Source organism: Rhodococcus sp. 05-339-2 (assembly GCF_002258965.1).
Taxonomy (GTDB): Bacteria; Actinomycetota; Actinomycetes; order Mycobacteriales; family Mycobacteriaceae; genus Rhodococcoides.
Window position 1 is genome coordinate 338697 of sequence record NZ_NOYW01000014.1, and the last position, 25529, is coordinate 364225.

Here is a 25529-nt window from a genome sequence, read left to right on the forward strand (position 1 = left end):
AGCGCGGAAAGCCTTCCCTACGAGGGCTTTCCGCGCTTCGCTGTTCTCACACTCACCACGGCCGCAACCGCGCAGAGACCAGCTGCGCCGAACCACGCCATCGTGTACTCACCGGTCGCGTCCCGCACGACGCCTGCGACGACCGACGCGATGCCGGCACCGATCTGATGTGAGGCGAACACCCAGCCGAACACCAGCGAGCCTCGGTCGCCGAACACCTCGCGACACAGCGCAATAGTGGGCGGAACCGTTGCCACCCAATCCAATCCGTAGATCACCACAAAGATGACGATCGACGGCTGGATGGTCGCGGACAGCAACCACGGCAGGAACAGCAACGACACGCCGCGAAAACCGTAGTACGCCGCCAACAGGTAGCGAGGGTCGACGCGATCGGTCAACCACCCCGATGCGATCGTTCCGACGATGTCGAAGATTCCGACCACCGCCAGCAGGCCCGCTGCGGTGGTCTCGTGCATTCCGTGGTCGTGCGCCGATGGGATGAAGTGCGTTCCGATGAGGCCGTTGGTCGTTGCGCCACAGATCGCGAAGCCCACCACCAGAGCCCAGAAGGTTCGGACCCGGCTCGCGTCGCGCAACGCCTGTATCGCGGCCCTGGCGGGGTTCACCGTCGACTCCACGACGACCGCTGTGTAATCCTCCGGCGCTCCGTAGGGGGTCACGCCGATGTCCGCCGGCATGTTGCGCAGCCACCGCAGGACGAAGGGCACCACGATCAGCGACCCGCCTGCGATGAGGAACGAGGCGGCGCGCCAGCCGGACCTGTCGACGAGCTGAGCGATCAGGGGCAGAAAGATCAGCTGCCCCGTCGCACTGCCTGCCGTCAGGATTCCCGACACGAGCCCACGCCGCTGCACGAACCACCGATTGGTCACCACCGCTGCGAAGACGAGGGCCATCGATCCGGTACCCAGGCCGATCATGACGCCCCAGGTCAGTACCAACTGCCATGCCTGGGTCACGAACACACTCAGGGCGCTGCCCGCCGCCACGACGATCAACGCCGTCGATGTCACCGCCCGGATTCCGAAGCGTTCCATCAGGGCCGCAGCGAACGGCGCAGTCAATCCGAACAGCACGAGGTTGACGCCCACCGCCAGCGACAGCATCGACCGCGGCCAGCCGAACTCGTCCTGCAGCGGCACCATCAGCACGCTCGGTGCCGCCCGGAAGCCCGCTGCGCCGACCAGAGCGAGGAATGCCACGGCGGCAACGATCCAGGCCGGGTGAATCCGCCTGCGCGTCCTGATCTCGGAAGTCACGGTGACATTGTGCGCCTTGTCGGCTGGCACACTGGAGCGGTGACCGTCAGCTCTTCCCACACGACCAAGTCAGGGCCCCTCGGTCCGCAGGAGATGGCGACCGCTGCCGTCATGAGCAGCTTCACCGTCGCCCTGACGGTGATCGGTGTGTTGGTGCCGATGGCGGCGATCCTTCAGGTCGTCGCGGCGATTCCCATGTCGGTGGTCGCGCTCCGGTATCGAACGCGCGCACTGGTCACCTCCGCGGTCGCCGGCACCCTCGTCGGATTCGTCGCGGCCGGCACCCAGACGGCCATCACCGTCGCCAGCGCCGCCCTACTGGGCGGCCTGGTCGGGCGGGCCAAGCGCAAGAAGCAAGGACTGTTCGGCGTTCTCGTCACCTCGATGGTCGTCGGGCCGGCACTCGGAGCGTTGACCGTGCTGATGCTCCTCGTCCTCGTTCCGCTGCGAGAGCTGTTCCTCGAGACTCTCCGCAACACGTTCGAGGGCATTTCACGACTGCTCGAGCGCACATCGGCACTGCAAGGTGTTGCCGACGTGATCCGCACCGGCTCCACGACCGTGCTCGACAACTGGTGGTGGTGGGCAGGCGGATCGATCGCCTTCGGCATCGTCACCGGAACGCTGTTCGCATGGCTCATTCTCACCGCGATCCTCGACCGGCTCTCCACCATTCCCACCCCCGAGCCGCTGGCCCCCAGCACCGACGACGAGATCGGGCCGCTGCCGGTCACGCTCACCGCGGTGGGATTCCGCTACCCGGGAAGCACGACGTCCGCGCTGACCGGCGTCGACCTCCGCATCGAGACCGGCGAATTCGTGGCGATCGTCGGCCACAACGGTTCCGGCAAATCGACGCTGACTCGGATCCTCGCCGGCCTCGAACCGTCGGAGGGAACCGTGGACAGGCCCGGCTCGACCGGTCTCGGACGGTACGGCGGCACCGCGGTGGTGCTGCAACGCCCCGAAAGCCAGATCCTCGGCACCCGCGTCGCCGACGACGTGGTGTGGGGACTGCCTCCCGGCGACTCACGCCCCGACGTGGAGGCCCTGCTCGACGAGGTCGGCCTCGGCGGCATGGGGGCGCGCGACACTGCCTCCCTGTCCGGCGGCGAAATGCAGCGACTGGCCGTCGCCGCCGCACTCGCTCGCCGTCCGGCACTTCTCATCGCGGACGAGGCAACCGCCATGATCGACGCCTCCGGGCGCGAACATCTGGTATCGCTCCTCGCCGAACTACCCCGCAGGCACGAGATGTCGGTCGTGCTCGTCACCCATCACGTCTCGGAGACCGTTGCTGCGGACCGAGTCGTACATCTGCACGAGGGCTACCAGGTGCAGTACGACACCGCCTGGATGCACGCTCGAACGGACAATCCGACTGCGCTGCACGATAATTCGAGTGAACGACTCCTCGAACTGAGCGGGGTCGAGCACACGTACAACCGCCGCACCCCATGGGCGCAGGTAGCCCTGAACGGCGTCGACATCACCGTCAAACGTGGTGAGGGTGTGCTGGTTCTCGGTGGCAACGGTTCGGGCAAATCCACACTCGCCTGGATCATGGCCGGCCTCACCGGCCCGACCGGCGGCACCGCCCAGCTCGGCGGCAAGGCGATGACCTCACGCGTCGGCGATGTCGGGCTCGCGTTTCAGCACTCCCGCCTGCAGTTGCAGCGGCGCACCGTCTCCGAGGACATCGCGGCCGCCGCCGGCCCCGAAACAGGCTCTGCCACAGTGTCGGCCGCGATGGATGCCGTCGGCCTCGACAGATCGTTGGCCGCTCGCGACATCGATTCGCTCAGTGGTGGTCAGATGCGACGCGTCGTGTTGGCGGGGCTCATTGCGCGTCGACCTCGAATGCTGGTTCTCGACGAGCCACTGGCCGGGCTCGACCCTCCCGGACGCGACGACATCATCGGTGTTCTCGCCGGACTGCGCGATCGCGGAGTCGCCATCGTCGTGATCTCGCACGACGTGGACGGAATGGACACCGTCTGCAGCCGCACCATCACGATGGCCGACGGCCACATCGTCTCCGATTCGATCCTGGGGAGCGTGCACTCGTGACCACCGTCGTACTGCGTCAGGTCCCACGATTCTCACCGATCCACCGCCTGTGGGCCGGCACCAAACTCGTCGCGGTACTGCTGCTGAGCATCACTCTCGTCGTGGCACCGACGTGGCCCGCCCTCGGGATCGCGTTCGCACTGTTGGTCGTCGCCGCGATCGTCGCGCACGTCCCGATCACCGCAGTGCCGCGTCCACCGTGGTGGATCTGGGCACTGTTCGGAGTGGGCGCACTGATCAACCTGCCGATCGGAGGCGCAGCAGTACTGGTGTATCTGCGCGCGACGCTCTTCATCTTCGTCCTGCTCGGCGCATCGATGATGATCGGCTGGACCACCTCGATGAGCGACATCGCGCCTGCGGTCTCCAAACTGGGCACGCCGCTGAAGAAGCTGAAGTTGCCGGTCGACGAGTGGGCCGTCGCCGTGGCTCTGAGCCTGCGGTCGCTTCCGCTGCTGATCGAAGAGATGCGCACCCTGAACGCGGCTCGACGCCTGCGCCCCAAGCCGGTCGTCAACAGCGCCTCGGATAATTCCCTGGTCGACATCGTCACGACGGTGATGTCGGTTGCCATCAGACGGGCCGACGAAATGGGTGGGGCCATCACCGCCCGCGGAGGCACCGGAATGATCACCGCCACCGAGGCACGGTTCAAGGCCTCCGACGCGGTGACGCTGACCGTGGTGACTCTGGCGTGCGCCACAGCCATCGCGATCAGTGTCCTGTGGAGCTGAGCTACCCGCCCGCGAGACGTTCGGTGCGCGAGTTCAAGGCCTTGACGAACACGTCCGGGATGTCTCGCGGATCCTCCGCTACATAACTCGTTCCGCCGGTCGCAGCCGAGATCTGTTGCAGTGCAACCGGATCCGCATCACCGGTGACGCCGACGGTGATGATCACGATGGGCCGCACCGGATCCTGTTCCTTCTGCAGCGTTGCCAGCAGCTGATCGAGGGAGATACTGCCCTCGTCTTCGTTGGCTCCGTCGGTCAGGATGATGACGCTGTTGACGTAATCGGGGTCGTATCCCTCCTTGACCCGCCGGAACGCAGCCAAGGTGGTGTCGTAGAGCCCTGTTCCGCCTCCGACGAGAGCTGGAAGACCTCGGATCGAATCGAGAATGGCGTCGCGCTGCGACTTTCCGTTGAAGGTACCGTCGGCCTTGCCCATCGGCACCAGCTCGCGGTAGTCCTGTTTTCCGCCACCGAGGCCGATCGAGAATGCCCAGAGGCCCATTTCCGTCTGGTCGCTGAACAGCGAGTTGGCACCGACGGACGCGTCGACGGTGAGTGCGATACGTGTCGAGTCGCCCGACTTCGCCGCCATCGAACCCGAGACGTCCTCGACCACGAGCGTGCGCAGCGGCAGCGCCAGGACGGCCCAGTCTCGCAATGTCGTTTCGATGGAGAGCGGGTTCTTGATCTCGAGCGACGCCACCGATCCGACGCCTCGGCCGTCGGGTAGTGGTGTGCCACTCGACGTTCGGAACCCGGCTGCGACCAAGGTGTCGGTGGCCGACGTAGTGGCGAGCACCGAGGCCAACGCCGCTCCTGCCTTCTTCACGCGGTCGTACTCGGGTCCGGCCGGTGCCGTGACGGCCAGTGGGTAGTTGAGGAAGTAGCTCCCGGTCGGCGGAACCGACTCGGTCAACCCCGATCCCGGATTGTCGGCCTCGTACGCCAGCAGCGCCTGCTCGGTGGCCACGCTGGTGCCGCCGTCCGTGGCCACCTGGGCCACCAGATCCGGGGTGTCGTGTGGGGCGTCCGCGATCCGTCCGAAGTCCTGCGCCATGGGCACCAGTGCCGCCGACACGGCCTTGGCGTCCGAGATGGCCACCTCGGATTCGGCCAGCGCACCGAGGATCGCGGCATTCGAGGCGCTGCTGGTCAGGGGGTCACCGATGCGTTGACCGGGAAGTTGGAGCACGCTGAGCCAGGTATCGGTCACCGGCACGGCATCGGATTTCGAGACCAGGACCGGCAGCGTGTTCGCGACGGAGGCCTTGGCCAGCTCGGGAAGTGCCCCGGTCGAGCGCAGGGTTTTGAGCAGCCACAGCGTCGAATCCGGGATCCACAGATCCGGACGCTCGTCATCGGTTCCGGCGATTTCGGTGGCCGTATCGGTGGGGCGTTCGGGGCGGACCTCGAAGTTCACGCAGCCGCGCTCGACCTCGCCTGCCTGCGAGACGATCTGCTGCACCGGTTCGGCGATCGACATGTCCACCGCCAGCGAGACCGTGTCGAGGGAATAGCAGGTGTCCGCACCGGATGCGCGTACGGCCTGCACTCCGAACCAACTGCCGACCACGACGACGACTGCCACCAGCGCGAGCACCGACCAGGTCGCGGCCGAACCGAACCGGCGCGGACTACCGCTGTGACGTCCCGACATCGATGCAACCCCCTGCTCGGCCCCCAGCTGCACTCACGAATGCAACCGCACGCACACTCAGAAGTGACGCGACGCACAGCATAGTAGCCTCCTCAGCGACCGGAGCGACTTCTGAGCGCATTGACGAACACGTTGGGGATCTCCGCAGGATTTCGTGCGACGAAGCTCGTACCGCCCGTGGCTGCCGAAATTTGTTGCAGTACACCGGCATCCGCATCGTCGGTGATTCCGATGGTGACGATGACGACCGGCTTGGACGGGTCCTGCTCGGCTCGCAGGGTGGACAGCAGCTCGTCGAGCGAGATGCTGGCGGGGTCCTCGTTGGTGCCGTCGGTGAGGATGATGACGCTGTTCACCGCATCGGGGTCGTAGCCCTGCTGCACGGTGCGGAACGCGGCCAACGTGGTGTCGTACAACCCGGTACCACCTCCGACCAGGGACGGCAGCGTTCGGGTCTGCTGCAACAGCACCTCACGCTGAGTGGTGTTGCCGACCTGCTCGTCCATTCGCCGGATCGGTGCCAGCTCACGGTAGTCCTGATCGCCACCGCCGAGTCCGATCGAGAACGCCCACAACCCCATCGACGCGTTGTCGGGGAACAGCCGATTTCCGGTCTCACTGGCCTGCACCGTCATGGCGATACGTGAATTCGCCCCGGCGCTGTAGTTCATCGATCCGGAGACATCCTCCATCACCAACGCCCGCGACGGGAGCGCCAGGATCTGGTACTGACGCAACGTCGATTCGGCGGCCTGTTGATCGGCAATCGTCAGGGGCGTGACGTCCCCGATCCCGCGATCGGAATCGAGCGGGGCCATGTCTGCGGAGCGGAACCCGGCGTCGGACAGAGCCTGCTGCCCCTGTTCGGATTGAATGGCCGTGGCCAGTGCCGTCCCGACGGACTTCGCGGTCTCGTGTCGATCGCCCGCGGGTTCGGTCACCGCCAGCGGAAAGTTCAGGAAGAAGGCACCGGTCGGCGGAGCCGTCGCGCCGAGTTCGACGTTCTTGTCCTGCTGGTAGTCCAGGTAGGCCTGCTCGGACACCACCGCGACTCCCCCGTCGGCGACCAGATCGTCGAGGCGCACCGTCGGATCGGCCTCGCCGCGAGTGGCGGCCTGAGCCTGAGCGATGGGGACGAGCGCCGCCGAGACCGAGTCGAGCGCGGTCTCGTCCGATCCGGCCTCGGCCACCGCGCCCAAGATGGCCGCGTCGGACGTGGTGTTGGCCAACGGATTACCGATGCGCAGACCTTCGAGCTTCAAGGCAGTGAGCCAGGTGTCGAAGAACGGCACCTCGTCCTTGCGTGCCGCGAGCATGGCGGGGGTAGCCGCCACCGATTGACTCGCCAAGTCGATCAACGACGCAGTGGACCGCACCGTCTTGCCGATCCACAGTGACGAATCGGGAACCCAGAGCGAGGGCACGTCGTCGCCCTTGGCCACCGCGGCCGAGACCTGACCCGACTCGGTGGCGGTGACCTCGACGGCGGCGCAACCCAACTCCTCCGACGAGGTGTTGTCGACGATTTGCTGCAACACTGGTGCTATCGCCGGATCCGCGGCCAGCGAGTAGGCCTCGGGGTCACCGCACTCGGAACCGAAGGCCTTCAGACCGACGAACACTCCGCCGCCGAGAACCAGCAACAGAACAACGGCCACGATGCCGTACTTGGCCATGCCCCTACTGCGCGAGGTGGACGACGGGGCACTGTGTCTACCGGGCATGGCGCGACCTGTCAGGCGTAGATCTTGACGAACGTCTTCAACGAGTTCTCGATGTCGCCCTTGAGAGCGCGCGCGACGCCGGAGCCGATCGGACCGAACAGCGGCGCACCGCCGAGGTTGATGTCGATGGTGATCTCGGAACCGTCACCCTTGGATTTCACGGACATGTTCAGACCGATCTTGACCCCGCCCTTGCCGTTGCCCTTGAGCTCGAGCTTCTTGGGCGGGTCGTAGGACTCGATCTTCCAGGACACGCGGTTGCGCATGCCCTTCACGCTGGCGACGGAGTCCAGGGTGGTGCCGACGGCCAGCTGCTCGGGCAGCTCACCGCGCCACGCTTCGTGGATGGAGAGCCACTGCTCGTAGCCGGACAGATCGGACGCGTGCGCCCACGTCTGCTCGGGGGTCAGCGGGACGTCGAGGGAAACCTTCAGCTTGGCCACAGCAGGGATGGTAACCGTTGAACGAAAAATGCCCGTGTGAGGCCTTGCTCACACGGGCACTTTCGATGGAGCCTGGATCGGTCAGTGAGCGCTGGCCTTCTCCGCACCGATACCGGTGAGGGAGCGAACCTCCATCTCGGCCTGCTTGTCGGTGCTCTCGGTGTCCTTCGAGATCAGGGTTCCGACGATGCCGAGGATGAATGCCAACGGGATCGAGACGATGCCGGGGTTGGACAGCGGGAACCAGGCGAAGTCCGAGCCGGGAATCATCGACGTCGGCGATCCGGAGACGGCCGGGGAGAAGACGATCAGCACGATCGTCGAGATCAGACCGCCGTACATGCTGAACAGTGCGCCGGTGGTGGTGAAGCGACGCCAGAACAGCGAGTACAGGATGGTCGGCAGGTTCGCGGCCGCAGCGACTGCGAACGCGAGTGCGACCAGGAACGCGATGTTCTGCCCGTTGGCGAGGATGCCGAGGCCGATGGCCAGGATGCCGATGACGACGGCGGTGATGCGGGAGACCTTGACCTGCTTCTTGTCGTCGACCTTACCCTTCTTGATGACGCTCGCGTAGATGTCGTGAGCGAACGACGCCGACGCGGTGATCGTCAAGCCGGCGACCACGGCGAGGATGGTCGCGAAGGCGACCGCCGAGATGACGCCGAGCAGGATCACGCCGCCGAGCTCGAAGGCCAACAGCGGAGCAGCGGAGTTCTGACCGCCGGCCGAGGCCAGGATGCGGTCGGGTCCGACGATCGCTGCGGCACCGTAGCCGAGCACCAGGGTGAACAGGTAGAACGCACCGATGAGCGCGATGGCCCACACGACGCTGCGACGAGCTTCCTTGGCGGTGGGCACCGTGTAGAAGCGCATCAGCACGTGCGGCAGACCCGCGGTGCCGAGGACCAGCGCGATGCCGAGCGAGAGGAAGTTGATCTTGGAGGTGGCGCTGCCGCCGTACTGGGCGCCGGGCTCGATGACGTCGCGCGCTGCGACGGCGTCGCTTGCCGATCCGGCCACCATGGTCTGCGCGCTGCCGAGCAGCTCGGAGAAGTTGAGGCCGAACTTGGCGAGAACCAGAACGGTCATGAACGCCGCACCGGCGATGAGCAGAACGGCCTTGATGATCTGCACCCAGGTGGTGCCCTTCATGCCGCCGATGAGCACGTACGCGATCATCAGCACACCGACGATGGCGATGACGATGGACTGCCCGGTGCGGTCGGAGATGTCGAGGAGCAGTGCAACGAGTCCGCCTGCGCCTGCCATCTGCGCGAGTAGGTAGAACAGCGAGACGGTCAGCGTCGACAGCGCAGCTGCGGTACGAACCGGGCCCTGCTTGAGCCGGAAGCTCAGCACGTCGGCCATGGTGAATTTGCCGGTGTTCCTGAGCAGTTCGGCGACCAGGAGCAGGGCGACGAGCCAGGCGACGAGGAAGCCGATGGAGTACAGGAAGCCGTCGTAGCCGTAGACGGCGATGGCACCGGCGATACCGAGAAAGCTTGCCGCCGAGAGGTAGTCACCGGCGATGGCGACACCGTTCTGCGGTCCGGAGAATCCACCACCTGCGGTGAAGAACTCCGCGGAGGTCGCGTTCTTCTTCGAGGCGCGAATGACGACGGCCATGGTGATGATGACGAACGCGCCGAAGATCGCGATGTTGACGAGGGGTTCACCGACGGTGGTGTCGGCGGCCTGGGCTAGGAGATGAGTGGAGCCTGCGGAATGAATCAGCGATGTGGTCACGACTTCGCTCCCTGGGAGGCTTCCATCTCGGCGCGCAGGGCTGCGGCGCGAGGATCGAGTTCACGGTTGGCGAACTTCACGTAGATGCCGGTGATGGCGAACGTCGTGACGAACTGGCCGAGGCCGAGTAGCAGGCCGATGTTGATGTTGCCCCACACCTTGGTCGACATGAAGTCCACGGCGTAGGTGCTCAGCAGCACGTAGAGGATGTACCAGACCAGGAAGAACCCGGCCATCGGGAACACGAAGCTACGCAGGCGTCGCCGGAGTTCCTGGAACTCGGGACTGGCCTGCATGTCGACGAACGCTTGCGCGTCCGGTGGCGAATTGGTTTCCGGTGCGGTCACCTTGGACTCCTGAAGTTGATGTGAGCTCTGGCTGAATGGGAACAGTAATGAGAGTCAGGTCACAAAATCAGGAGGTGGTGTCGATCACACGATGGGCTGCGGGAGTGTGCGACGAGCGGTCGAGAATGGCAGTCGAGCGGTGGCGGCGGGAGTGGAGCCTGCGGAATGACCCAGGTGTCTCAGAGTTCACGCTCTCGGTCTTTGCCCATGTCGAGGCCTTCCGGCAGGTGCAGTCGCGCGAAGATGCGGGAGATGTCCGACGGGACGGTGTGTCGGGTGGCGAGGCTGACCGCGATCATCGAGGCGAAGGCGACGGGGACACTGACCGCGGCCGGGTAGCCGAGGATCGCCGCCGCCCAGCCGCCGAGGACGCCGTCGGAGATGGGGGTGACGACGGAGATCGACGCGGCGACGAGTGAGATGCCGCCGCCGAGGAGCAGTCCGGTTGCCGCTCCGGCCGCGGTGAGTCCGCGCCACCAGATTCCCAGCACCAGCAGTGGGCACAGGGTGGACGCGGCGACGGCGAAGACGAGTCCGACGGTGCGCGAGAGATCGAGTGAGACGACGCCGATCGACAGCGCCAACGGCACGGCTCCGGCGAGGATCGCGGCGACGCGGAAGTCTCGGACCTTGCCCGAGAGGACGTCGGTACTGAGCACTCCTGCGATGCTGACCAGTAGTCCGGATGAGGTCGACAGGAAGGCCGCGATTGCGCCCGCGGCCACGAGTGCGGCCAGTAGTTGTCCCGGTATTCCGGACAACACCGAGCCGGGCAGCAGCAGCACCGCTGCGTCGGATGCTCCGGTGATGAGCAGTTGCGGCACGTACAGCCGGGCGAAGACGCCGAGCACCGTCGGGAACAGGTAGAACATGCCGAGCAACGCCAGGACGGTGAGCGAGGTCAGTCTGGCCGCTCGACCGTCCGGGTTGGTGTAGAAGCGCACGAGCACGTGCGGCAGGCCGAGGGTTCCGAGGAACGTGGCCAGGATCAGCGAGTACACCTGATACAGCGGGTGGGCCCCGCCCAGTCCCCCGCCCGGCATCGCCCACGCCCGGTCGGTGGTCGGCGCTCCCGCGACGACGGGAACAGGTGATCCGGCGTCGAGCGTCAACGACGTGCCCGAGGCGAGCCGATGTTCGCCCGCGTCCAGCAGGACTCGCCCGTCGACGCTTTCGTCGTCGAGGGTTCCCGTCACGGCGACGACGATCGGCGAATCCACTTGCACGAGAACATCGGTGGTGATGTCGACGACGGTCTGCTCGGTCACCGTCGGTGGGGCAGGACTGCCGACACTGCGGTCGTCGGCGAAGAAGTGCACAGCCAGCACCAGTGCCGGGATCGCGATCGCGGTGAGCTTGAGCCAGTACTGGAACGCTTGGACGAAGGTGATCGAGCGCATGCCACCGCCGACGACGTTCGCGATCACGATCAGCCCCACCCCCAGGGCTCCGACCCAGCCGGGCACTCCGAGCAGAATGTTCAGTGTCAGTCCCGCGCCCTGGAACTGCGGCACCAGATACAGCGCACAGATGACCACCACCACCAGCATCGCCACGGTACGCAACCATGGTGCGCCGAGCCGGAATTCGACGAAATCGGGCACCGTGTACGCGCCACTTCTGCGCAGTGGAGCCGCGACGAACAGCAGCAGTCCCAGGTATCCCGCGGTGAAGCCGACCGGGTACCACAGCGCATCGGCTCCGTACTTCGCGATGAGCCCTGCAACCCCGAGAAACGATGCAGCGGATAGGTATTCGCCGCTGATGGCAGCAGCATTCCACCGCGGCCCGACGGTGCGCGAGGCCACCAGGAAGTCGGAGGTGGTGCGAGCCAGCCGAACTCCGTAGATACCGATGCCCACCGTGGCCACGGCCGCCAGGATCAGCGCGATCACGGTGGCGATCGGAATGGATCCGTTCACGTGCGCCTAGTCCTCGACCAGGCCGACGAATTCGGTCTCGTTGCGCTCGGCTCGGCGCACGTACGCCCAGCCGACACCGAACAGCAACGGATAGATCGCCACCCCCAGCACCAACCACGGCAGACCGATGCCGGACGGCGCGACGTCGGTGAAGCGTGCGAGGAGCATGCCCAGCAACGGAATTGCGAACAGAATCGACAGCGTCATCACCGCCAGGCGCACCGACAGCAGAAGCTGCGCGCGAACCAGGCTACGTACCAGGGCGTCGCCCACTTCGGTTTGCTCCTGCACTTCGACGCGGGTGCGCACCATCCGCGCGCCGCGACGTTGCGAGAGCACCACCCGCTGTCGGTGTGGCTGGGTCATCGCTCGATCCTCGTCACCGGGTGGACCACGATTGCAGCGGACCGCGGACCAGTCTGTCCTTGAGCTCTCTCGCGTGCCGTCGGCTCACCGGCAGTTCGCAGGCCGCGAGGTTTCCGCTGGCCCGCAGGCACACCACCAGTCCCGAACCGACGCTGCGGATCCCTGTGACCAGACGCAGCGAGACCAGGTATGAGCGGTGCACGCGCAGGAATCCGGCATCGGCCCAGCGACTTTCGAGGGCCGAGATCGGGATCCGCACCAGATGCGAGCCGTTGGAGGTGTGCAATCTCGCGTAGTCGCCGTCGGCCTCGACCCACGCCACCGACGATCGGTGCACCAATGTGGTGGTTCCGCCGAGCTCGACGGGAATGACCTCGTCGGCCGAGGTGTCCGCGGACTCCGCGGGTCGACGCCGCGCGAGCAGCACCCGGCGCAGCGCCTCGGTGAGCCGATCCTCGCGCAAGGGCTTGAGCAGGTAGTCGACGGCACCGAGATCGAAGGCAGCCAGTGCCCGGTCGTCGTGGGCGGTGACGAACACGACGGCGGGTGGTCGCGCGAATGCCGACAGGATGCCGGCGAGCTCGAGCCCGTCGAGTCCGGGCATATTGATGTCGAGGAACACCGCGTCCACCACGTTCTGCCCCGAGGTCTGCTTGAGTTGGCGGAGCGCGGTGGTCGCGTCCTGCGCGGTGAACACCTCGGCGACGGTGTCCTGCTGACGCAGCAGAAAGGCGAGTTCGTCCAGTGCCGGGCGCTCGTCGTCGACGACGAGAACGATCAACCCGCGGCCGGGGGCGGAGTTGGCAGCCTGCGTCATGCTCGTACACCCGGCCTGAATTTCGGCACCCGCAGACTCACTTTGGTGCCTGCGCCCGGTGCGGTGTCCACTACGAGACCGTAGTCGTTTCCGAAGGCTGCCCGCAGCCGATCGTCCACGTTCGCCAATCCGACATGGGCCGCGTCCTCGGTGTGCAGGCTTCCCGAGCGCAGCACGTCCGGATCCATCCCCACCCCGTCGTCCTCGATGCTGATCACTGCGTCGGTGCCCTCGTCGGCGGCGATGATCGTCACGCGGCCGCCGTCGGCCTTGCCGGACAGGCCGTGTCGGACGGCGTTCTCGACGAGCGGCTGCAGCGCGAGAAACGGCAGCGCGACGCCCAACACCTCGGGCGCGACCTGCAAGGTGACCTGGAGGGAATCACCGAAGCGGGCCCGTTCGAGCGTCAGGTACCGATCGATGTTGCGTAGCTCGTCCGCGAGCACCGTGAACTCGCCTGCGTTGCGGAACGAGTATCGGGTGAAGTCGGCGAACTCGAGCACCAGCTCCCGCGCTCGATCCGGGTCGGTGCGCACGAACGAGGCGATCGTGCCGAGTGCGTTGTAGATGAAGTGCGGGCTGATCTGTGCGCGCAGCGCCCGTACCTCGGCGCGGTCCAACCGCGCCCGGGACGCGTCGAGTTCGGCGAGCTCGATCTGACCGCAGGCGTAACGCGCAACCTCGGCGATGGCCCCGAGCATGCCCGGTCCCGGCTCGGCGACCACGGCTGCCCCCAACACCCCGACCACCGGAGACTCGTCGACGACCAACGGCTGCACCACCAACGCCCTGACCTCGTGGATCGAACCGAGCGGCAGACGCACCAGGACGCGCCGCTGCCCGTCCACCGCCCGCTTCGCCGCCTCGACGAAGGCCGGTGTCAGCTCGTCCCACGGGCCGTCCCAGGCCAGCAGCGAACCGTCGGGGTCGCAGATTCCCAGTGCGTCCGCACCGGTCAGGACCCGCAGGTGCGGCGCGGCCGCGGCAGCCGAACGAGTGTCGAGACCGTCACGCAACGGCTTGGCCGCCAGCGACGCGGTGTGCAGGGTGGCGTGGACGGCTCGCTCGGCCGGTGTGGTGAGGTCCCGTCGACCGCGCAGACTGATCACCGCGATGACCGAGACGATCACGGCCACGATCACCGCCATCGACGCCAGTGCCGCGGTCATCGCGCGCACGTGGTCGAGGTGGGCACGTTCAGGAAGCGTTCGACGAGCCAGTCGACTCCGATGCCGTTTGCGGCCAGTTCGGCATGGCCCTGCTCCGGTTCGGAGCGAAGCTCGACGTCGTCGCCCAGCGCGCAGGCCTCGGCTACCGCGTCCCGGGTCCATCGGGGATCGATGAGGTCGTCGCGTTCACCGACCAGGACCAGCAGCGGTACCTCGGTGCGAGAAGTCGGTACCGCAACCGATTCGAGCCACCGCGTCATCCGATCCGATGCATCCGCGGAGTCCGGGAGGGCGTCGGCCGGATCGAGAACGGCTCCGGCGTCGGCCTTGGAGAAGCCGAGCAGGTCACTGCAGGCGGTCAGCGCGGTCACGTTGTCTGCGAACGTGCCGCGGATGTAGTCCGCACGTTCGGCACTCGGATCTGCGGCATGCAGACCCTCGTACAGGTACGGCACCAGCAGCTGACGCGGCACGGTCTGCTCGGTCTCGGGCGCGAAGAACCGCGTCAGATCGGCCGCGGGCGACAGCGCCGCGGCACCGACCAGTTGCAGACCGTCGCCGTAGTCGCCACTGCGCTCGGCTGCCGCCCAGACCGCTTGTCCGCCTTGGGAGGTGCCCACTGCGCCCCACCTGGTGCCGACGTCGGGAACCACGTTGCGGGCCGCGCGCACCGCGTCGATCACGTCGTACGCTGCGGCGTCCCGGTCGAGGTAGGCGGGATCTCCCGGAGTTCCGAGACCCTGATAATCCGTCACCACGACCACGGTGCCGCGTTCGAGGAACGGCGTCACCAATCCGATGGTGCCCAACAGGTTCGGATAGAGCGAGGGTGCGCACTCGTCGGTGACACCGGTGGTGCCGTGCCCGACGGAGACGATCGGCCAGCCGCCGGGCGGAGCAGAACCTTTGGGCACGAACACCGTTCCCGATGCCTCGGTCCCGCCCCCGGTGACCCCGTCGGTGGTGCGGTACACGACCTTGGTGGCAGTCCCGCCGAGATAGGCGACACCGATGTCGACCTGCCCCAGCAGCATCGACGACACGATCGCGCCTCGCTCCGAGCCCACGGGTGCCGCGATCGCCACCGGGGCGGGTGTGGCCGGATCCTCGGCAGGAGTGCTGCACGCAGCAACGGCGAACACCAGTGCCGCGGCGGCGACCAGCCGGGTCGACCTCACTGTCTCTGCGCTCCTACGGTGTGCGTCGTGCGATGCGAGCCTCGGCCGCAATTTCTTCCACGTCCAAGCCATTCAACACTGCCCGCAGAGCTTCGTCCTCCAGCTCCCCCGAGTCGCGGGCCGCGATGAGCGCCGCCCGCTGCGCGACCAGGACATTGTGTCGCAGCGAGTCGAACAACGCCCCGGCCGCCGCGATCCGCTTCTCGCGATCCTCGGTCTCGTCGGCATCCAACCGAGCGCGCACGGAGCGTCGGACGCGCTGGATGACCTCGTCGACGCGCTCGCTGTCCACTCCGTCGATTCCGTCCTTCGCCGCGCGCTGGAGGTAGTCCTCCGCCGCCGTCCGGGCAATGGCCTGCGACAGCAGCCGCTGATTGTCGTTGCGCTGCTGCTCGAGTGGATCTGCGACGTCGAGGCGGCGGATCAACAACGGAAGCGTCAGGCCCTGCAGCAGCAACGTACCGACCGCGACGACGAAGGCCACCGCCTGAATCACGGCCCGCCCGGGGAATTCGTCGCCGAGCACCGTGGTCAGCGGTACACCGGCCGCCGCCGCAAGCGTCACCACCCCGCGCATGCCCGCCCAGGACAGCACCAGGTTCTGCTGCCACGTCAGACCTGCTTCGCCTGACGGTGATCGCCGGAACAGCTTGCGAAGCAGCATATTTCGGCCGGAATTGGCGAAGATCCAAGCTGGTCGGACGGCCATGACCACCACCAGCACCAGCAGCGCATAGGCGAACACATGGTGGACGGGCAACCCTTCGCGCTGCACCTCCGAGATGACGAACTTCAGCTGTAAACCCATGTAGGCGAACACGAATGCCTCGAGCAGGAGATCCAGCGTCGGCCACACCTGCCGTTCCTGAACGCGGGTGGACACCGAGACGTCGGCGGTGACGCGCCCCAGCACGAAACCGGCGGTGACGACGGCGAGAACTCCCGACGCATGGATTTCCTCGGCCGCCAGATACGCGGTGAACGGCAGGACCAGACCGAGCACGGTTTCCAGCGCCGAATCCGCGATCCGATTGCGGACGAACCGCACGATGCGCGCCAGCACCAACCCCACCAACACGCCGCCCACGATCTCGTACAGGAAGAACAACACCGGTGAGCCCAGTTCGATCCGACTGCCCGTCACCGAGGCCACGGCCAGGGTGAACAGAGTCAACGCGGCCGCGTCGTTCACCAGAGACTCGCCGGTGAGGATGGCCATCATCCGCGCGGGCAGACCGAGCTTGCGCCCGACGGCGATCGCGGAGACCGCGTCGGGCGGGGCCACGACGGCACCGAGCACCAGGGCCGCGCCGAGGGTGAGCTCCGGGATCAACAGATTGGCGAACCAGCCGACAACCAATGTCGTCACGATCACCATGACGAGACCGAGTCGGAGAATCTGGCCGAGATTGCGTCGGAAGCTGACGAACGAGAAATCCAGCGCGGCGGAGTACAGCAGCGGCGGAAGCACGACGCCGAGGATCAGCTGCGGCGACAGGCTGACGTGCGGGACCCCGGGAACGAACGAGGCGATGGATCCGACGGTGACCAGGACGAGCGGAACCTGCAGATCGATGCGCCTGGCGAAACCGGCGACTGCGATCGCGAAGATGACTACGAGAAGAAGAATCGGTCCGTCCACCCCGACGATTGTGCCGTCAGCCGCACCCTGGGGCACGACCGACGGCCACGATCACCTGCACGAGGAGACCGAAAGGTCCTACTTGTCCGGAATCGCCTTCTTGGCTGCTTCCTGGACCTTGTCGATCTGATCGGAGTACTTGCCACCGGTCTTGTTGTCGATGAAGTCCCCCGCCTTCTCCACGACGTCGTCGATCTTGTCCGAGTTCTCGGCCGCAAGATCCTTGCCCTTGTCGACGATGCCCTTCAGATTGTCTGCGAAGCCCATGACTGTCTCCTGTCGCTGGAATGATCGAACATCCGGAAGCTTACGTTTTGTACTGCGTGTTGCGTAGTGATGTTCGATTGCGCAGCGCCGATCCGAATCGATGGGCAACCTCGACGAGCGCGATTCCGATACCGCCGATGATCAATGCACTGGTGGTGGCTCCCACATTGGACGGATCGAGTTTGAAGAAGGTGCGGCAGAACGGGATCGCGAACAGCAGCAGGTAGCCACCGACCGACCCGCCGAGCAGCACGATCTTCCACCAGTTGTAGGGCCGCGCGACGACGGCCAACACCCACAGCGCGATCATGATCAGGGTGATCAGCGCGGTGGTACTGGCCTGCGTCACCTGGGTCTCGGTGGCGTTCGGGCCGGCATAGACCAGCAGGTAGGAGACGAACGTGCACGAGCCGACGATCAATCCGGACGGGACGGCCAGCCGCATCACCCGCGAGACGAATCCACTGCGCGCCCGCTCGTTGTTGGGCGCGAGCGAGAGCACGAAGGCCGGGATGCCGATGGTGAACCACGCTGCGATCGTCACGTGCCGCGGTAGGAAGGGATACGGGATCGGCTCGAAGTGGAAGATCTGCGACAGCACGCCCGAGAGCCCGATGAGGAACGCCAGCAGCACCGAGTACACCGTCTTGGTGAGGAACAGATTGGAGACGCGTTCGATGTTGCCGATGACGCGTCGCCCCTCCCCTACCACGTAGGGCAGGGTGGCGAACTTGTTGTCCAACAACACGATCTGCGCGACGGCTCGGGTGGCGGCGCTTCCCGAACCCATCGAGACACCGATATCGGCGTCCTTGAGCGCGAGCACGTCGTTGACACCGTCGCCGGTCATCGCGACCGTGTGGCCGCGAGATTGCAACGCGCCCACCATCGCCCGCTTCTGATCCGGTCGGACTCGGCCGAAGGTGGTGGAATTCGCGAGAGTGTCGGCCAGTTTCTCGGAGTCCTCGGGCAGATCGCGCGCGTCGATCGGGGCGTCGCCGCCGGGCAGGCCGAGCGATCCCGCGACCGCACCGACCGAGACGGCATTGTCGCCGGAGATGACCTTGACCTGGACGTGCTGGCTGGCGAAGTACTCCAACGTGTCTCGCGCATCCTCGCGCACCTTCTGCTCGAGAATCACCAGTGCACGCGGGGTCACGACTCCGGGCGCTTCGCCGTCGTCGACCGAGCGGTCGGAGCTGGCGAGCAGCAACACCCGTAGACCACGCGAGCCTGTCTCCTCGGCACGACGGGCGATGTCGGAGGAGGCGTCGAGCAGCACGTCCGGGGCACCGAGCAACCAATGCCCGTGCTCGCCGTACGACAGTCCACTCCACTTCTTGGCCGAGGAGAACGGCGCAACGGCCGTCTGCGTCCACCCCGGCGCGTCGGGATACGCCTCGCCCACGGCCTGCACGCTGGCGTTGGGCCGCGGGTCGTCGTGGGCGAGCGACGCCAATGCACTTGTCACCGAGCCGGAGTGGTCGTCGTCGATCAGCACCAACTCCGACAGCCGCATACCGTTCTCGGTGAGGGTTCCGGTCTTGTCGGCGCACACCACGTCGACGCGGGCGAGTCCCTCGATCGCGGGCAGCTCCTGCACCAGGCACTGCCGTTGACCGAGCCTGATGACGCCGACCGCGAAGGCGATCGACGTCATCAGCACCAGGCCCTCGGGGACCATCGGGACGAGCGCGGCGACCATGCCGTTGAGCGCAGGACCCAAAGCCTGCCCGCTGGAGAACAATTGGTTGTAGATGATCAGCGCACCGGCCGGAATCATCAGGTACGTGATGAATTTCAGGATCTTGTCGATGCCGCTGCGCAACTCGGACTTGACCAGCGTGAACTTGCTGGCCTCCTCGGCGAGCTTGGCTGCGTAGGCGTCGCGCCCGACCTTCGTCGCGCGGTACGCACCGCTGCCCGACACGACGAAGCTGCCCGAAAGCACCTGCGCCGCTTCGAGTTTGTGCACCGTGTCGGCCTCGCCGGTGAGCAACGACTCGTCGACCTCGAGGCTCGCGGTCTCGATCACCTCACCGTCGACGACGATCTGATCACCGGGACCCAGTTCGACGATGTCGCCGAGTACGACCTCGTCGGGCGGGATCTGCTTCGAGACGCCTTCGCGTCGAACCTGGGGCTTGTTCTGCCCCACGATGGCCAACCGATCCAGGGTGCGCTTGGCGCGGATCTCCTGCACGATGCCGATGCCACTGTTGGCGACGATCAACAGCCCGAACATGCCGTCGATCACCGAACCGGTGGACAGCACGATGATCAACAGCACACCCAGAATCGCGTTGATGCGAGTGAAGACGTTGCCACGGACGATGTCGCGGACCGACCGAGAAGCTCGGGCCGGAACGTCGTTCGACTTTCCCTCGGCCCTGAGCCTGGCGACGTCCGCCTCGGTCAGCCCGGCGTCCCGCTGCGCATCGGCGTCGATAGACATGGGTGCAGCCTAGTAGGGTTCGGTCAGCCCAGCCGAGACCACCAACGATCGTCGTGCAGCGTTCGCGTGCCGTCTATTCGTTGCCCCGGCATCGGCACCGCCACCTGCACTCCGACGTCCTCGGCGGCGGCGTGCAGCCGCACTATCGGCTCCGACCACGGATGAAAAGCCAGATTGAACGTGGCCCAGTGAATCGGGACGAAGATGCCCGACGCCGTCAGATCGATGTGCGCCGTGACCGCTTCCTCCGGGTTCATGTGGATGTCCGGCCACCGCACGTCGTAGGCCCCGACGGGCAGCAGCGTCAGATCGAAGGGGCCGTAGTTGCTGCCGATCTCGGCGAACTTCGGTGTGTAGCCGGTGTCGCCGCCGAAGAAGACGCGTCGAACGGGGCCGGCGAAGGCCCAGGACGCCCACTGCGTCGAGTCCCGGGTCAGACCGCGGCCGGAGAAATGCCGAGCCTCCGTGCACGTGACGGTGAGGCCGCCGATGTTCGTCTGCTCGTCCCAGTCCAGTTCGACGATGCGCGCCTCGGGCACCCGCCACTTGCGCAGATGCGCGCCGATTCCCAGTGGCACGACGAACGGTGCCGACTGAATGCTCGCCAGCTTCTGCACCGTCGCCTTGTCGAGGTGGTCGTAATGATCGTGGGAGATCACGATGGCGTCGACGCGCGGCAGATCGACCAACTCGACCGGCGTCGGATGCAGCCGTGCCGGCCCCACCACCGAGGACGGGGACACGCGGTTGCTCCACACCGGATCGGCGAGAACGCGGTAACCGTCGACCTCGATGAGCACACTCGAGTGGCCGTACCAGGTGACCGCCAGTTCGCCCGCGTCCACCGGCGCGATCGGCGGCGCCAGCGGAATCGGGCGCTGGGGCCTGCCCTTGCCACGTTCGGTGACGAGCGAGACGAACATGTTCTGCTGCCCCTTCTCGCCGCGCCCGGGAACGTAGCTCGAGCTCGGGTCGGAGTTGTGGAACCGGCGATCGCGGTAGCGCGGAGAGCCGGCGGCGTACGGGGTGATGTGCACGCGCCTGGCACCGATCGCCGACGGCAGCCCCCACGTCGCGCGTGCCAACCATGCACCGCTCAGTGCTGCGGCGGCTCCCAGTACGAACTTCGTCTTCGTCACGGTCCCCAGAGTAGGCGGCGCCGACGTCTTCGCAGCTCACCCGTAGCCTTGCCGTATATTATTCGCGTCGGTTTTGCTGCTAGAAGGGGAGACATTGAGTACCGAACAGCTCGAATTCCAGGCGGAGACGCGTCAGCTCCTGGATCTGATGGTGCACTCCATCTACTCCAACAAGGACAGCTTTCTCCGTGAACTGATCTCCAACTCCTCGGACGCGCTGGACAAGCTGCGCCTGGAGTCGTACCGCAACAAGGACCTGGACGTCGACGTCTCGGATCTGCACATCGAGATCGACATCGACTCCTCCGCTCGTACCCTCACCATCCGGGACAACGGCATCGGCATGTCCCGCTCCGAGGTCATCGACCTCATCGGCACACTGGCCAAGTCGGGCACCGCCGAGGTACGCAAGAAGCTCAAGGAAGCCAAGGACGCGGCCGCCTCCGAGGAGCTCATCGGCCAGTTCGGCATCGGCTTCTACTCGACGTTCATGGTGGCCGAGAAGGTCACGCTGCTCACCCGCAAGGCCGGCGAAGCCGCCGCCACCAAGTGGGAGTCCACCGGCGAGGGCACCTACGAGATCACCGACGTCGACGACGCCCCGCAGGGTTCCTCGGTGACGCTGGCCCTCAAGCCGGCCGACGAGGAGGACCACCTCCACGATTACGCGTCCGAGCGCAAGATCAAGGAACTGGTCAAGAAGTACTCCGACTTCATCGCCTGGCCCATTCGCATCGACGTCGAGAAGCGCGTCAAGAGCGAAGAGGAAGGCGGCGAGGACACCGTCACGATCGAGACCGAAACGATCAACTCGCAGAAGGCGCTGTGGACCCGCTCCAAGGACGAGGTGTCCGAGGAGGAGTACAAGGAGTTCTACAAGCACGTCAGCCACGCCTGGGACGAGCCGCTCGAGGTCATCCCGTTCAAGGCCGAGGGCACGTTCGAATACCAAGCGCTGCTGTTCATTCCGTCGCAGGCGCCGTTCGACCTGTTCATGCGCGAGAGCAAGGCCGGCGTGCACCTGTACGTCAAGCGCGTGTTCATCATGGACGACTCGCAGGAACTGCTGCCCGAGTACCTGCGCTTCGTCAAGGGTGTCGTCGACGCAGCGGACCTCTCGCTCAACGTCTCTCGCGAAATCCTGCAGCAGGACCGGCAGATCCGCGCGATCCGTCGACGCCTCACCAAGAAGGTGCTCTCCACGGTCAAGGAACTGCAGAGCGAGCAGCCCGACAAGTACAAGACGCTGTGGTCGCAGTTCGGCACGGTCCTCAAGGAGGGCCTGATCTCGGACTCCGACAATCGCGAAACCCTTTTGGGCATAGCCTCGTTCGCGTCGACGAACTCCGAGGATGGCGTGACCACCCTCGCCGAGTACGTGGACCGGATGAAGGACGGCCAGCAGCAGATCTACTACATGACCGGCGAATCCCGTCAGCAGATCGAGAGCTCGCCGCACATGGAGGCCTTCGAGGCTCGCGGCCTCGAGGTGCTGCTGCTCACCGATTCGGTCGACGAGGTGTGGGTCGGCAACGTGACCGACTTCGACGGAAAATCGTTCCAGTCCATCGCGAAGGGCGAGGTGGACCTCGACACCGAAGAGGAGAAGAAGGAGTCCGAGGCCAAGCGCGAGGAGCAGGACAAGGAATTCGCAGACTTGCTGACCTGGCTCACCGAGACCCTCGGCGAGGACGTGAAGGAGGTACGTCTGTCGACACGACTGACGACGTCACCGGCCTGCGTCGTCGGCGACGAGTTCAGCTTCTCCCCGCAGCTCGAGAAGATGTACAAGGCCTCGGGCCAGTTCGTACCGACCTCCAAGCGCATCCTCGAACTCAACCCCACCCACGATCTGGTGACGGGTTTGAAGAAGGCTCGCGAGGATCGCAGCGACGATCCGCATCTCGCCGAGACCGCCGAATTGCTCTACGCGACGGCCTTGTTGGCCGAAGGCACCGAGCTCAAGGACCCGGCGAAATTCTCCAAGCTGCTCGCCGATCGGTTGACCCGCACGATCTGAGTGCCTGCGGCAGTGGTGTGGTCATGTGCCCTGGGCGGCGCACAACCACACCACTGCGGCGCAGCCGCACTCACTGCGGGGGCAGGATGTGCTCCCCCGTCTTGTCGGTGCTCAGCGACAGCGAACTGATGTACTGCTTCTCCCCGTTCGGCCCCGGCACGTTGGACGCGATCATGTCGGGTCGCTCGAATTCCATGCCGCTGACGTGGCACATCACGAGCGCGTCGGACGGGTTGCCGTGATCGTCGAACATCGGCAGATCGATGCCGTCGTCGGTGCGACGCAGGTAGTACTTGCCCTTGGTCGCCACCGCCAGGATGGGCGGAAGAACCAGTGCGAGAACGAGAGCCACGATGGGCGAGTACGGCTTGATCGCAGATCCGAATGCGCCGAAGAACACCAGAATCGACAGGATCGCCGATACCGCCATCGATCCGAAGCCGACCGGGTTGATGTTGTAGAGCATGCCGCGTCGGAACTCGGGCACCTTGGGCGAGAGCCCCAGGATGTATTTGTTGAACACGATGTCCGACGCCACCACGGCGATCCACGCGATACCGCAGTTGGCGTAGAAGCCGAGGATGCTGTTGAGGAAGTCGAACATGTTGGCTTCCATCAGGATCAGTGCAATGGCGAGGTTGAACAACACGAACACCATGCGGCCCGGGTACGTCTTGGTGAGGCGGGTGTAGGAGTTGGTCCACGCCAGTGACCCGGAGTAGGCGTTGGTGACGTTGATCTTGATCTGGCTGATGACGACCAGGATCACCGCGAGGGTCATCGCCAGCCAGCCCGGCATGAAGTTCTCGTAGATCTCGAGGAACTGGTGCACCGGCTCGTTGGCGATGCTCGAACCGTCGACCACGTTGGCGATGAGGTACACGGCGAGGAACAGGCCGACGACCTGCTTGAGTGCGCCGAAGATGACCCAGCCCGGTCCCGCGAGAAGCACTGCCGTCCACCAGCGTCGGGAGTTCTCGGGAGTCTTGGGCGGCATGAATCGCAGGTAGTCGATCTGCTCGGCGATCTGAGCGATCAACGACAGACACACGCCCGCCGCGAGCATCACCGATCCGATGTTGACGCCCTTGCCGTCGGCACCGTCCTGACCGCCGTAGGCGAAGAACTCCCCGACCGAATCGGGATTGCTGATCACCAGGTAGACGAACGGCAGCACCATCAGCACCAACCAGAGCGGGGTGGTCCAGACCTGAAGCTTGGCAAGGGCTTTCATGCCGTAGATCACCAACGGAATAACCATGATCGTCGACACCGCGTACCCGATGGGCAACGGGACACCCAAGCCGAGTTCGAGTCCCTGCGCCATGATCGAACCCTCGAGCGCGAAGAAGATGAAGGTGAACGTCGCGAAGATGACGTTGGTGACCACCGATCCGTAGTAGCCGAATCCGCTTCCACGGGTGATCAGATCGAGGTCGATGTTGTATCGAGCAGCGTAGTAGGCGAGCGGGAGCCCGGTCAGGAAGATGACGACCGCGAACACCAGGATGCCCCAGAGTGCGTTGCCGGTTCCGTAGGAGATTCCGATGTTGGCACCGATGGCGAAGTCCGCGAGATACGCGATTCCGCCGAGCGCGGACGTCGCGACAACACCGGTTCCCCATTTACGGTAGCTACGCGGCGCGAAGCGCAGCGTGTAGTCCTCTAGCGTCTCTTTGAGCGCGGTGTCTGTCGGCGCTGGCTGTACGGCGGTCATGGATCAAAACGTAGAACCGCCACGTTGCCAGGGTGTCTTGCGTTGATGTAGCTACTGTTACTCAATCCGGCGATTCGGACATCCGACCCGAATGCGTGCGCTGCGCCGGGAAATCAGGCGGCGGCGGCGCGCGCTGCCAGCAGCGAGAAGTTCGACAGCTCGGCGCGCAGCATGTTCATCGCCCGATGCTGGGCCACCCGCACAGCTCCGGCCGTCATCCCCAGTGCTTCACCGGTTTGCGGTGCCGTCAGGCCCCACACCACTCGCATCAGAATGATCTTGCGGTACTTGGTCGGCAGGGTGTCCATCAATGCCTGGGTATGGCTACGCAGTTCGTCGCCCAGCGCGAGTTGCTCCGGCCCGGCTTCGGTGGATTGCTCCTCGGGCATCTCGTCGATCGAGAACGACTGTCGCAGAGCCGATTTGCGGCCGGCGTCGGCGAGCTTGTGAGCGGCGATCCCGTACACGAAGGCCATGAACGGCTTGCCCATGTCTCGGTACTTGGGAATGGCGGTGACCAGTGCGAGGCAGACCTCCTGCACCACATCGTCGGCGGCCACGTCGAGATTCCCGATCCGGGCGGCGCAGTAGCGCCGAACCGGTGGCTGGATCAGCACCAGCACCTGTTCGAGAGCGAGTCGATCTCCCGCAACGGCGCGAGGCACAACATCCTCGAGCCTGTCCATGCCGAAACTCATGGCCGATCTCCTCACTGGCAACGCGCGTCCTCTCCTGAACGCTCACCAGTACTTCGGTGCAGATTCCCACCCGGCTTGGTCCGATCGGCTACCACATCGAAAGAAAATGTGATTCAGGTAACACGGCGTGTC

At 65.6% G+C, this 25529-nt stretch carries 19 protein-coding genes and 2 pseudogenes; 4 read left to right on the top strand and 17 right to left on the bottom strand.

The features are described from left to right. Window positions 1-17: 17 nt before the first annotated feature. A complete protein-coding gene (locus CH273_RS12475; protein WP_032396257.1) occupies window positions 18-1283 on the bottom strand; it encodes an MFS transporter in 1266 nt (421 codons plus the stop codon). A 744-nt stretch (window positions 1284-2027) separates the two neighbouring features. Here CH273_RS12475 and CH273_RS28440 point away from each other — a divergent pair. The 3 genes and pseudogenes from CH273_RS28440 to CH273_RS12485 form a co-directional block, all read left to right on the top strand. Continuing rightward, window positions 2028-2531: pseudogene (locus CH273_RS28440) on the top strand (ABC transporter ATP-binding protein); the annotation flags it as partial. A gap of 285 nt (window positions 2532-2816) precedes the next feature. Then, window positions 2817-3353: pseudogene (locus CH273_RS28445) on the top strand (ABC transporter ATP-binding protein); the annotation flags it as partial. Continuing rightward, window positions 3350-4087: an energy-coupling factor transporter transmembrane component T family protein gene (locus CH273_RS12485; protein ID WP_032395797.1), complete on the top strand. Its 738-nt coding sequence runs from the start codon at window positions 3350-3352 to the stop codon at window positions 4085-4087. The pseudogene CH273_RS28445 and the gene CH273_RS12485, both read left to right, overlap by 4 nt. 1 nt (window position 4088) lies before the next feature. On the opposite strand, the gene CH273_RS12490 is transcribed toward CH273_RS12485, so the two are convergent. The 14 genes from CH273_RS12490 to CH273_RS12555 all read right to left on the bottom strand — a co-directional run bounded on the left by CH273_RS12490 (window position 4089) and on the right by CH273_RS12555 (window position 20971). Next, window positions 4089-5744, bottom strand: a complete 1656-nt coding sequence (locus CH273_RS12490) for a VWA domain-containing protein (protein ID WP_032396259.1) — start codon at window positions 5742-5744, stop codon at window positions 4089-4091. A gap of 92 nt (window positions 5745-5836) precedes the next feature. Further along, on the bottom strand, window positions 5837-7468 hold the full coding sequence (locus CH273_RS12495; RefSeq protein WP_032395798.1) for a substrate-binding domain-containing protein: 1632 nt from the start codon (window positions 7466-7468) through the stop codon (window positions 5837-5839). 11 nt (window positions 7469-7479) lie between these two features. Continuing rightward, window positions 7480-7911, bottom strand: coding sequence for a type II toxin-antitoxin system Rv0910 family toxin (locus tag CH273_RS12500; protein ID WP_032395799.1), 432 nt, complete (start codon window positions 7909-7911; stop codon window positions 7480-7482). An 81-nt stretch (window positions 7912-7992) separates the two neighbouring features. Further along, entirely contained in the window at window positions 7993-9660 is a 1668-nt protein-coding gene (locus CH273_RS12505) for a solute symporter family protein (protein WP_230596816.1), read from the bottom strand. Further along, on the bottom strand, window positions 9657-9956 hold the full coding sequence (locus CH273_RS12510) for a DUF485 domain-containing protein (protein ID WP_032396261.1): 300 nt from the start codon (window positions 9954-9956) through the stop codon (window positions 9657-9659). The genes CH273_RS12505 and CH273_RS12510 overlap by 4 nt, the downstream gene beginning before the upstream one ends. 230 nt (window positions 9957-10186) lie before the next feature. Beyond that, a complete protein-coding gene (locus tag CH273_RS12515) occupies window positions 10187-11929 on the bottom strand; it encodes a sodium/solute symporter (RefSeq protein WP_032395800.1) in 1743 nt (580 codons plus the stop codon). A gap of 6 nt (window positions 11930-11935) precedes the next feature. After that, the gene (locus CH273_RS12520) at window positions 11936-12295 is read right to left on the bottom strand and encodes a DUF485 domain-containing protein (protein WP_032395801.1); all 360 of its coding nucleotides are present in this window, start codon (window positions 12293-12295) and stop codon (window positions 11936-11938) included. 13 nt (window positions 12296-12308) lie between these two features. Further along, entirely contained in the window at window positions 12309-13112 is an 804-nt protein-coding gene (locus CH273_RS12525; protein ID WP_094638000.1) for a LytR/AlgR family response regulator transcription factor, read from the bottom strand. After that, window positions 13109-14281: a sensor histidine kinase gene (locus CH273_RS12530; protein ID WP_032396262.1), complete on the bottom strand. Its 1173-nt coding sequence runs from the start codon at window positions 14279-14281 to the stop codon at window positions 13109-13111. Before CH273_RS12530 ends, CH273_RS12525 begins: the two co-directional genes overlap by 4 nt. Continuing rightward, complete coding sequence (locus CH273_RS12535; RefSeq protein WP_052049626.1) at window positions 14278-15459, bottom strand: alpha/beta hydrolase; 1182 nt, start codon at window positions 15457-15459, stop codon at window positions 14278-14280. The genes CH273_RS12530 and CH273_RS12535 overlap by 4 nt, the downstream gene beginning before the upstream one ends. Window positions 15460-15472: 13 nt before the next feature. Beyond that, complete coding sequence (locus CH273_RS12540) at window positions 15473-17101, bottom strand: Na+/H+ antiporter (RefSeq protein WP_032396264.1); 1629 nt, start codon at window positions 17099-17101, stop codon at window positions 15473-15475. A gap of 78 nt (window positions 17102-17179) precedes the next feature. Next, window positions 17180-17368 (bottom strand): antitoxin, encoded by a 189-nt coding sequence (locus CH273_RS12545; RefSeq protein ID WP_032395803.1) that lies wholly within the window; start codon window positions 17366-17368, stop codon window positions 17180-17182. A gap of 40 nt (window positions 17369-17408) precedes the next feature. Beyond that, window positions 17409-19823, bottom strand: coding sequence for an HAD-IC family P-type ATPase (locus tag CH273_RS12550; RefSeq protein ID WP_032395804.1), 2415 nt, complete (start codon window positions 19821-19823; stop codon window positions 17409-17411). A gap of 23 nt (window positions 19824-19846) precedes the next feature. Continuing rightward, entirely contained in the window at window positions 19847-20971 is a 1125-nt protein-coding gene (locus CH273_RS12555) for an MBL fold metallo-hydrolase (RefSeq protein ID WP_371828372.1), read from the bottom strand. A gap of 85 nt (window positions 20972-21056) precedes the next feature. Here CH273_RS12555 and htpG point away from each other — a divergent pair, with 85 nt between their 5' ends. Beyond that, complete coding sequence (htpG, locus tag CH273_RS12560; RefSeq protein WP_032395805.1) at window positions 21057-22982, top strand: molecular chaperone HtpG; 1926 nt, start codon at window positions 21057-21059, stop codon at window positions 22980-22982. Between the two features lie 70 nt (window positions 22983-23052). On the opposite strand, the gene CH273_RS12565 is transcribed toward htpG, so the two are convergent. Together CH273_RS12565 and shbA are read right to left on the bottom strand one after the other, a co-directional pair. Then, a complete protein-coding gene (locus tag CH273_RS12565) occupies window positions 23053-24699 on the bottom strand; it encodes a purine-cytosine permease family protein (protein WP_032395806.1) in 1647 nt (548 codons plus the stop codon). Window positions 24700-24812: 113 nt separating this feature from the next. Continuing rightward, complete coding sequence (shbA, locus tag CH273_RS12570) at window positions 24813-25397, bottom strand: RNA polymerase sigma factor ShbA (RefSeq protein ID WP_032395807.1); 585 nt, start codon at window positions 25395-25397, stop codon at window positions 24813-24815. Window positions 25398-25529: the final 132 nt, after the last annotated feature.

Bases quoted from the DNA above. Each gene is read 5' to 3' on its own strand.
- CH273_RS12525 (WP_094638000.1), bottom strand. From the start codon at position 13,112: ATGACGCAGGCTGCCAACTCCGCCCCCGGCCGCGGGTTGATCGTTCTC.
- CH273_RS12565 (WP_032395806.1), bottom strand. From the start codon at position 24,699: ATGACCGCCGTACAGCCAGCGCCGACAGACACCGCGCTCAAAGAGACG.
- CH273_RS12520 (WP_032395801.1), bottom strand. From the start codon at position 12,295: ATGACCCAGCCACACCGACAGCGGGTGGTGCTCTCGCAACGTCGCGGC.
- CH273_RS12495 (WP_032395798.1), bottom strand. From the start codon at position 7,468: ATGCCCGGTAGACACAGTGCCCCGTCGTCCACCTCGCGCAGTAGGGGC.
- shbA (WP_032395807.1), bottom strand. From the start codon at position 25,397: ATGAGTTTCGGCATGGACAGGCTCGAGGATGTTGTGCCTCGCGCCGTT.
- CH273_RS12510 (WP_032396261.1), bottom strand. From the start codon at position 9,956: ATGCAGGCCAGTCCCGAGTTCCAGGAACTCCGGCGACGCCTGCGTAGC.
- CH273_RS12490 (WP_032396259.1), bottom strand. From the start codon at position 5,744: ATGTCGGGACGTCACAGCGGTAGTCCGCGCCGGTTCGGTTCGGCCGCG.
- CH273_RS12530 (WP_032396262.1), bottom strand. From the start codon at position 14,281: ATGACCGCGGCACTGGCGTCGATGGCGGTGATCGTGGCCGTGATCGTC.
- CH273_RS12550 (WP_032395804.1), bottom strand. From the start codon at position 19,823: ATGTCTATCGACGCCGATGCGCAGCGGGACGCCGGGCTGACCGAGGCG.
- CH273_RS12545 (WP_032395803.1), bottom strand. From the start codon at position 17,368: ATGGGCTTCGCAGACAATCTGAAGGGCATCGTCGACAAGGGCAAGGAT.